Consider the following 9,137-nt stretch of genomic DNA (forward strand, 5'->3'; position numbering starts at 1 on the left):
ACACTATGTTTGCCATTCAAGAACGCCCACGTAATCGCTACTCAAATTTAGCCATAGTCGCTTTGCTAAGCGCGAGTTTTTTACCTAGCTCACTAATCGCCAGCGAAAATAGTACCGACCCACAAATAACTATCGAGCTTGGCGTCGGCTATATCGAAGACGATGATGCTGCATTTCGTCGATTCCTTGACCGCGGCGCCGAAGACAGTTTCGCCGTTTTCAATTTCGATGCGAATAAAGCCCCGTTTTGGGAAAGTAGCGATACACGATACTGGTCTGCCAAAGGCACTAATCTGGGCACCGACTCACGAGAGCTGTCCTTCAGCATTGGCGACTACGGGTATCAACAATTTAATTTTTATTACACTGAGATAAGTAAATCAGGCCTGAGCGACGCCCAAACTATTTTCATCAACCCAGGCGCCAACTCATTAAACTTGCCCGCCAACTGGACAGCCGCAACAACCACGGCCGGCATGAGCGGATTATCCGTTCCACAGCGCGAGTTTGACGATGAACTGCAGCGCCGCCGCATTACCTTAAATTACAAAATCAAGGCCAATGCCAACTGGGCTTTTGATATAAGTTTCAAGCACGAGATAAAAGACGGTAGCGTGTATAAATACGGCATTATTGGCAACACGGGAGGCAACCCTCGCAGTGTCGCCCTGCCCAGCCCAGTTGATTTTGAGTTTAATGATTTTAGTCTTCGCGCCGAGTATAGCGCGACAAGGTACAACTGGCAGTTTGGCTACGATTTATCGCTGTTTAAAAATGACCACAAGAGTTTGTCCTGGGACAATCCCTTCCTTGCCATTAACGGTTGGAATAGCGCCGCCGGCTACGCTAGCGGTCGGGGCTCGATAGCACTAGAACCCGACAACATTTATCAACAATGGTTTGCTGCGGGCTTTATTCGGCTCACGCCTACCGCCTCGCTGAACAGCAGCATTCAATACGCCATAATGGAGCAGGACGAAAGCTATCAAGCCTACTCAATAAATTCCGCACTCGCCGTGTCCACACCACTGCCGCAAGACTCTCTCAACGGGCAAATCGATATATGGCGCCTTAAACTTGGCTACCAGCAAGCGCTTAACAAGCGCCTCATACTGCGCGCCAATGCGGCTTACGAAGACCGCGATAACAAAACAGCTCAAAATCTCTATGTGTACATTGGCGGCGACTCCCAAGATCAGGACAGTGCCACCTCTAGCCGGGCTCGTTACAACCTGCCCCATAGCTACCGAGAAGCCAAGCTAGATACCACCCTGCGCTATCGCCTTGGCAAGACCAGCACCCTGTCTGCTGGCCTAAAACACAAAACCGTCGACCGCGATTATTCCGAGACCTCAAGCACCACAGAAGATGTCGGCCACCTGGCCTTTGAGAGTCGCCCGCTGGATCGTGTGCAATCTTATCTGCGCCTAAGTAAAGAGCATCGCAGCCCGTCAAATTACCGAGGCGACACGCCTTATTTAAATTCACACACACAGGCATATATTAGCAATGAGCCTGCCGATGAACGTTTTGAAAACCACCCCTTGCTGCGCAAATATTATCAAGCGCAACGCGAGCGGCAGAAAATGGCGATGGGCGTAAACTGGACGCCCTCTGACATTGCCAATATTGGTCTCGCTTTTAATATGGCCCAAGATGATTACACTAAGTCGGTATTTGGCTTGCAAAAGTCTGACGTGCGCGGGCTACACTTGGATGCATCACTGATTAAAACCGACCATGCCGAATGGCATAACTTTGCAAGCTACGAGCAATACCGCGCCCAGCAAAGTGGTCGCAGCTTTCGCGGCAACGCCATTGCCACTGAATCAATCGACCCAACTCGAAATTGGCAGCATCGCAATGAAGACAAGGTGAAAACGCTGGGAAGTGACCTTGAGCTATTTAATATTATGCCAAAGACCGATTTAACCCTTGGCTACTTAATGGCCTATAGCAACAGTGATTTTCGCACGACCACGGCCAGTGCACTAAGCGCGATGGATATGCCCAAACAGGGCGATAAATTGCGCCGAATTAGCGCAGAAATCAGCCACCATTACCGTGATAATATCGACATTAATTTTTACCTCACCCATGAAGTTTATCGCGCGCAAAATTTTAGCTTTGATCAAGTTCAATTAAACACCATGACCAATGTCATCGCCATTGGCAACACAACGCCAGACTATTCCGCAGTGGAGGGCATGCTAACCTTTCGATATCGCTTTTAAAGGTCCCGTAGCGCCGTCATCACCTCATGTTCACTGGCCGGGAAGATCGTGAGCTATCCCCTTATGACAGGTGATGCAGGTCGCGCCAGAGCCGAGAGCCTGCTGGTGCATAGTGTTAATCATTTCGGTTGAGCCTATTTCTTCGGCCTTATGGCAAGTTCGGCAACTCGCAGAGTCATTGTCTTCCATCGTCTTCCAGACCCGCGCGGCCATTTCCGCGCGGTGTTGCTCATATTTTTCAGGGGTGTCTAGGGTGCCGAGCAGGTGATGCCACACCTCCCGCGACGCTTCAATTTTCCGCTTCATCTTGGGTATAAAATCTTTTGGAACATGGCAGTCTGCACAGCCAACTGTAAAGCCAACACGACCTACTGCATGCGCTTTACCAAGAGACTCTTGCCACGGGTGCGTTTCCATTTCATGGCAAGAAATACAGAACTCGGTCGAGTTGGTTTTTTCCATTGCAAGGTCAAACCCTAGCGTACCGACAACACCAACAACAATACCCGCCGCCAGCAGTGCTAATGAACCACCCGCAAGATACTTCGGTAATTTCGCCATAGCTCTACCCCCCAGACTCAATGAATACTGCAGCGGCTAATATCGTTAAGGTCGACATCGTAATGACGACATTTGGCCCTAAAAACATAGTTAACTGCTCGGAATTATTTGCATTACTAAGAACGCCGCGGGCAGTCGGTATTGCCATTGCCAAGGTCAGCATAGCGAACAACGCCGCCAGTGGCAGTGCGCCACTAAGCACGCCAAGGCCAATACTAATATAGGCACACATCATAAAAGCAAGGTAAACCCGGCTCGAGACCACGCGGCCATAACGAATTAGCAAATGGTTGCGGCCGACCTGCTGATCCGCATCCATATCGGGAAATTGGTTGAGTAACAATAAGTTGTTCACCAAAAAAAATGCTGGCGCGGTTAGCCACGCGGTCGCGGTACTAACGTGGCCACTCAAAACAATTGCCGTGCCCATTACCATTAGCACGCCAAAACCAAAACCAGGGGCAATCAAGCACAGCAACGCATTACGGTTTATATAAGGAGTATAGCTAAGGATTAGCATGACACCGAGAAGCCCAATAACCAATAAATCCACGCCACGCAAATAGACCAAGTAGCAGCCTATCAACACTGTTAGAAGCAAGCTCAGCACTGCGCCTAACAATACCCATGCGGCAAACGCCGGCTTTTTTGGAAGGGCGCCGCTGCCACCGCTGAACGGTGTTTTTACGGTAATAAGATCAAGGCCGCTCTTAAAATCGTGATATTCATTTAACAAATTAACGCTGATATGCGCCGCTAATCCACCTGTCAACACCCATCCGAATAAGGCGAGGGCAAGCGTTTGCCCAGCGAATGCACTGCCGGCCCAACCCAGTGCTATGCATACGAATGTTAATACCAGGAACTTGGGCCTTGCGCTCGCCGCCAGTGTTGCGATTGCACTCATATTAAGTCTCGCTGCGCTTATTCCACAAAGTGAATGTATTCAATTAAATTCTAGGCCAATTCTGAAAATTCACACTACGGCGCCTGAAATTAGGTGAGCGACACTCGACACCAAGAATCTGTTCTAAACCGCAAAGCACTGCCTATACTCAGCTCATAAAGCCCATACGCCAAACCTAACAGAGACGCCGTTGACGAGCTGGAATACGCCACCATTGACCTGCACGGCTTGTTTCTGCACGTCACCGACTACGCTCTTTGCGACGATGACGTACTGACCAAATTTAATTTTCCCAAAGCGGCATTGCCCATAATTCGACAGTCTTGGGACAACCGTTTAAATCAACTGATTAACAGTCGTTTTGACTTTGCCCAAACTGCCGACGGGCTCAAAGTTTACGAATACAATTGTGACTCGGCGTCGTGCTATATGGAGGCGAGCAAGGTTCGGGAAAATGGGGGCAACACTGCCAACTAAAAGGCACCGGAGATGCCGGTAAGGCCTTGTTTCACGACCTCAGCCACGCCGGAAAGAAGAGTCATGCTAACGGCCTAGTGCATATATTGCGTGACCATGATCCCGAGGGGGAATACCACGCGCTCTTTATACAGCAGACGCTCGAGGCAGCCGGTATAGCCAGCAAGGTCATTATACAACTTGAGGGGCTCGCCTGGGACAAGCAAGGCACTATTCGCGATCAAGATCGCGAGGCCACCACCCCAATGGCACGGCATTGCCTCGGGGCCGGGTTTACGCCTCTATTTAAAATCCTCCGCACTGTGACGCTCGGCCATTTGCTTGTCTTCATCGCCCCACAGGCGATTTACCCGGCGGCCACGCTGTACGGCGGGGCGCTCGGCGATAAGACTCGCCCAGCGCAAAACATGGGTATACGAGGCCACATCAAGGAACTCCGCAGCCTCATACAAATAGCCCTGCACCAGCGCGCCGTACCACGGGTAAGCCCCGATATCAGCAATGGTGTAATTGTCGCCACACAAGAAAATATTCGCGGCAAGGTGCTTATCTAAAACATCTAACTGACGCTTAACTTCCATTGCGTAACGGTCGATGGGGTACTGGTATTTCTCTGGTGCATAAGCGTAAAAATGACCAAAGCCACCCCCTAAAAATGGCGCACTGCCCATATGCCACATTAACCACGATTGGCAGGCGGCGCGCTCAGCTGCTTCTTTAGGATAAAAAGCGTCATATTTTTCAGCCAAGTACAATAAAATCGCGCCCGATTCAAAAACCCGGATTGGCGGGCTTACACTGCGATCCATTAACGCCGGTATTTTTGAGTTCGGATTAATATCAACAAAGTCACTGCCGAACTGGTCGCCATCAGAAATCATAATGGCGTAGGCATCGTATTCGGCGTCGCTAATACCCAGCTCAAGCAACTCCTCAAGCATGATCGTCACCTTCACGCCATTCGGTGTAGCGAGGGAATAAAGCTGTAAACCATGCTCGCCGACTGGCAGCACCTTGTCATGGGTAGCGCCAGAAATTGGCCGATTAATATTACTAAAACGGCCGCCATTCTGATTCTCCCACTTCCAAACGGCAGGTGGAGTATATATTGTCGACTCTGACATTTTCTTCGGCTCCCATTGCATTGCTTAAGTCTAAATTCCCATTCAGCATGGTACAGCGCTGCAAAGCAAGAAGACAATTAGCCGCCGTTACCATGCAGTAATACTACTATCGCGGCCCATTACTGCCTGAAAAGCTTAATAGAACCGTATTCAGCCCTAGCGTGTAAACTACGACCGTGGTATAAAAATAACCACTTAAAATAAGAGGCGTACTATGTCGGTTACTTCTAGCGCGAACAAAATCTGTCGCCGTGTATTTAGAGCCCCCGAGTTATCCCCAGACGCGACCAGCCCCCTCACTATCGATCCAGCAGAACAAGCCGCAGATGGCGTCGACGTCGAAGCAATTTGGACCAGCGCAGAGGCCTTCCATTCGAGCGGCATGCACCCCATGGTAAGCATGTGCTTGCGCTACAAAGGTAAAACCGTGCTGCACCGCAGCATCGGACAAGCCCGCGGCGTGAATGGGGCCGAAGCCGTCGGCGCGCAATTAAACACACCAGTATGTTTATTCTCAGCGTCCAAAGTCGTAAGCGCGGTATTAATCCATAAGCTCGCCGAAGATGGCTTACTCGACCTGCTAAATCCGGTCAGCTATTACATTCCGGCCTTCGCCCAAAACGGCAAGGCCGGTATCTCGATATACCAACTATTAGCACATCGCGCGGGCGTACCTGGCGTCCCGCTGGGAACACCACCAAGCGTGCTGTTTGACCACCAAGAATCACTGCGCCTAATATGCGAGCAACCGCCGCTCGACGTCGACGGCCGCATACTTGCTTATCACGCAATTACGGGGGGCATTATTGCCAGCGAGCTGGTCAGGGTCTGCACTGGCCTGAGCATGAACGAATATCTCGACCAAGTTATTCGCAAACCAATGGGTTTTAAATCCTTCACCTTCGGCATGCCCAACAGTAGTCGCGGCACGGAGGCGCACAACTACAGCAGCGGCTTACCCAATATTTCCCTTGTTGGTAAGCACTTAGAAAAAATACTTGGCGCCGATGTCGATACCGTTGTCGCACTTTCGAATACTGACGATTTTCTAGACGCTATTATTCCATCTGTAAATTTATACGCAAACGCCAATGAAGCCTGTCAGTTTTTTCAAATGTTGCTTCAACAGGGACAATGGCAGGGCAAGCAAATACTGTCACCGCTGTCGGTATACCGTTTAACCACAGAGGCCTCCCGTCCTCAGCATGATCGGTCGCTAATTATTCCCATGCGCTACAGCGCAGGTGCCATGTTAGGTGGCCGCATAATGGGGCTGTATGGCCGTAATACACCTTACGCCTTTGGTCATTTAGGTTTTTCTAATATAGTGTGCTGGGCAGACCCACAGCGCGACATTTCCGTAGCGGTACTCAATAATGGCAAACCAGTCATTGGCAGCCATATTTGTAGCCTACTCGGATTAATGGAAAATATTCGCAAAAATTTCCCCCAGAAAGACGATATGTCTGCATGGAGCGGCAATTTTGGCCAACACGAACATTAAGTAATCGCAAGGTCAAAACGTAACAAACTGCACAGGCTGTGCCGCGTGTTCTACGTCACTATAGCCAAATTCTATGGTGATACCATTTTTGGCGCTCGCCAAAAATTTTGATGTATCGCCAGCGCGACGAGTATCAAACCGGCCCCCATCATCATTAGCAACGATACTGACTCGTCGGCGACGAACACACCGATCACCATCGCCAAAATTGGTGTAATTAACGGAATAAGTGAAACCGTTTCCACTGCCAAATTTTTAAGCAGCGAATAATAAGCAACAAACCCCACCAAAGACCCAAACAGTGACAAATACAGCAAAGACCCCAGCGAGCTTAAACTCAGGCTAAGCGGCTCAATGCCGAACCAAAAAATCCAGCTCAGCACCATCCCCGGCAAGGCAAAAGCCATTGCGCCCAGCGCTTGTTCAGTAGGCTCTACGGCCATTTGGGCATTGAGTTTTTTCACCCACAAGGCGCTAACTGAGAACAAACAATTTGATACCAGCATTAAACTAATACCCAAATAGCTACCGGCAGTTACAGCAGCCTTATCAAAAAAGATACATGCCAAGCCGCCCAGCGCTAAACCAATGCCCAGCAATTTCCGCGGCTGCAGCATATTTTCGCCGAGAATAGGCTTGGCCAATACCGCTGTAAAAAACGGCGTTAGGCCAAACAGCAGCGCAATTAAGCCCGACGAAATACTCTGCGCCGCGATGTATACCAATGCCATATTGGGGAATAAGCTAATCGACGCTGCAGCATAAAGTTTCCAGTGGCGACGAATAGCCAATCCGGCATAACCGCCAATAGTACAAATGAGACTGCCCACCATAAATGCCAACGCAATACGCAGCGTCAGCCCCGCTATCGGGGTAAGGGAATCGCCGCCCAATTTAATCGCCAGCGGCGTCGTTGCCCAAATGGCAATAACCAGTAAATAGGTGAAACGTACAAGCATTGTGCTGTCCTTGCATACTTGCCGTAGATTTCTGCTGGGCCTAAAACGACAAAGGCCGCAGCGGAATGTCTGCGGCCTTTAAATAATGTTGTTTTAAATCGGTTTACATCATTGCTCGGCCACACCCCAACGCGCCCAGCGCACAACTAATTTGTGCTGGGCCGAGGCAAACATGGCGGGACAAATGAAAGGCATTAAATTTGAACTCGTAATAAGAATGCGCGTGCCAGATTATAGTAAAAGAAAAACATTAAGCGAGGCAAGTCATATCTAGCAATGGCGAGCTTAGCCCTCATCGCGACTATACAGACTTTTTCTTGGCCTTTGCGCGGCTGCCTACCCGGCTGTTTTTCTTGTCGGCTTTGGTACTCGCGGCAGTGTCCAACTGCTCCACCCAAAACAAAGTATCGAGATACGCCACGTAGCGATTTAAATAATGCGGAGAGATGTCGCGCATTATGCTCAGGGCTTTTATTGCGAGCATTTGCGGATTAAGTGGGCCGGGGCTTTCCGGCCCTTCCGCTATGGCGAGTTCAACACGCTTTTCTGCCGCGCGGCGCTGCTGATGCACTCGCAAACTTTGACTGGATTTTAAGGGCTTAACCGCGACATCAACATTATCTGAAGACGGCTCAGCGGCCGCTTCGTTGCCGAGTGAGGACGCAAATAATGCGCCCTGTAGCAGCTCACCCTCTTGATCTTGCAGTTGTTGTTCAAAATCACTCACACCCACAGTCGGGCGGGTTTGGCTAGCATCCAGTGCTCGGCGCAACGCCGCTAAAGACGCGACAGTGGCGGTGCCTGGGCGCGATTTAATTGCTTTATTGTCGGCCCGAATTGCGCCGCGGCTAGCCAAGTAATCGGCTAAAGAAGCTGCACTTTTTTCAGTAAGTCGCTGCCCCAGCGGCTGCCGCGAACCGTGTGCGCGCAATGCCAACGCTTCAATGTAACGAAAGCGTACCGGGTCAAATTGGTCGGCTCCCGCCGTCCGCAGTTCACTGATTTTATCGATGAGCGCGTCGCTATTCATGGCGTGTTCACGGCCCTAAGCTGAGGGCGGCTTTGTCGCCAGAAACCCGTGGCACTGGTGCCATTTCCACTCGCCGGTTTTGCGAACGGCTCTCACTGTCGGCATTCGCCACCACCGGCTGCTGGGCGCCAAACGCCGCCGCAAACACCATACTCGGTGGCATACCCTCTTCAATTAAAGCGCGAGTTACCGTCAAGGCGCGCTGCGCAGACAGCTCCCAGTTATCGCTAAAGTGCAGATTTCCCTGCTGAATTGGCAGATCGTCAGTAAAGCCGCTGACCATTAATAGCTGCTCACTGTCGGTCAAATACACTTGCAGCGGTGCCCGCAAAGTATGGAGC

Annotated in this window: 9 protein-coding genes; 3 read left to right on the top strand and 6 right to left on the bottom strand. The window is 50.5% G+C overall.

All coding sequences use genetic code 11. From position 1 onward, the window contains the following. Nucleotides 1-5 precede the first annotated feature (5 nt). Nucleotides 6-2,234: an MtrB/PioB family decaheme-associated outer membrane protein gene (locus tag ABYP33_RS08275; protein ID WP_373090298.1), complete on the top strand. Its 2,229-nt coding sequence runs from the start codon at nt 6-8 to the stop codon at nt 2,232-2,234. A gap of 30 nt (nt 2,235-2,264) precedes the next feature. On the opposite strand, the gene ABYP33_RS08280 is transcribed toward ABYP33_RS08275, so the two are convergent. Further along, a complete protein-coding gene (locus ABYP33_RS08280; protein WP_373090299.1) occupies nt 2,265-2,795 on the bottom strand; it encodes a NapC/NirT family cytochrome c in 531 nt (176 codons plus the stop codon). 4 nt (nt 2,796-2,799) lie between these two features. After that, nucleotides 2,800-3,702 carry a prenyltransferase gene (locus ABYP33_RS08285; RefSeq protein WP_373090300.1) on the bottom strand — a complete coding sequence of 301 codons (903 nt, stop codon included), beginning with the start codon at nt 3,700-3,702 and terminating at the stop codon, nt 2,800-2,802. A 228-nt stretch (nt 3,703-3,930) separates the two neighbouring features. Here ABYP33_RS08285 and ABYP33_RS08290 point away from each other — a divergent pair, with 228 nt between their 5' ends. Beyond that, nucleotides 3,931-4,179: a glutathionylspermidine synthase family protein gene (locus ABYP33_RS08290; protein ID WP_373090301.1), complete on the top strand. Its 249-nt coding sequence runs from the start codon at nt 3,931-3,933 to the stop codon at nt 4,177-4,179. Nucleotides 4,180-4,460: 281 nt separating this feature from the next. Here ABYP33_RS08290 and yghU read toward each other — a convergent pair whose 3' ends face one another. Further along, nucleotides 4,461-5,303, bottom strand: coding sequence for a glutathione-dependent disulfide-bond oxidoreductase (gene yghU / locus ABYP33_RS08295; protein WP_373090302.1), 843 nt, complete (start codon nt 5,301-5,303; stop codon nt 4,461-4,463). 214 nt (nt 5,304-5,517) lie between these two features. Between yghU and ABYP33_RS08300 the strand changes: the two genes are divergently transcribed. Continuing rightward, complete coding sequence (locus tag ABYP33_RS08300; RefSeq protein ID WP_373090303.1) at nt 5,518-6,807, top strand: serine hydrolase domain-containing protein; 1,290 nt, start codon at nt 5,518-5,520, stop codon at nt 6,805-6,807. A gap of 71 nt (nt 6,808-6,878) precedes the next feature. On the opposite strand, the gene ABYP33_RS08305 is transcribed toward ABYP33_RS08300, so the two are convergent. From ABYP33_RS08305 to ABYP33_RS08315, 3 genes are all read right to left on the bottom strand, one after another. After that, nucleotides 6,879-7,766, bottom strand: a complete 888-nt coding sequence (locus ABYP33_RS08305) for a DMT family transporter (protein WP_373090304.1) — start codon at nt 7,764-7,766, stop codon at nt 6,879-6,881. 301 nt (nt 7,767-8,067) lie between these two features. Beyond that, on the bottom strand, nt 8,068-8,796 hold the full coding sequence (locus tag ABYP33_RS08310; protein WP_373090305.1) for a DUF2894 domain-containing protein: 729 nt from the start codon (nt 8,794-8,796) through the stop codon (nt 8,068-8,070). A gap of 7 nt (nt 8,797-8,803) precedes the next feature. Beyond that, nucleotides 8,804-9,137 (bottom strand): OmpA family protein (locus tag ABYP33_RS08315; protein ID WP_373090307.1); only part of this gene is annotated, 334 nt, incomplete at its 5' end.

Origin of the sequence: Zhongshania sp. (assembly GCF_041584495.1) — a bacterium.
Taxonomy (GTDB): Bacteria; Pseudomonadota; Gammaproteobacteria; order Pseudomonadales; family Spongiibacteraceae; genus Spongiibacter.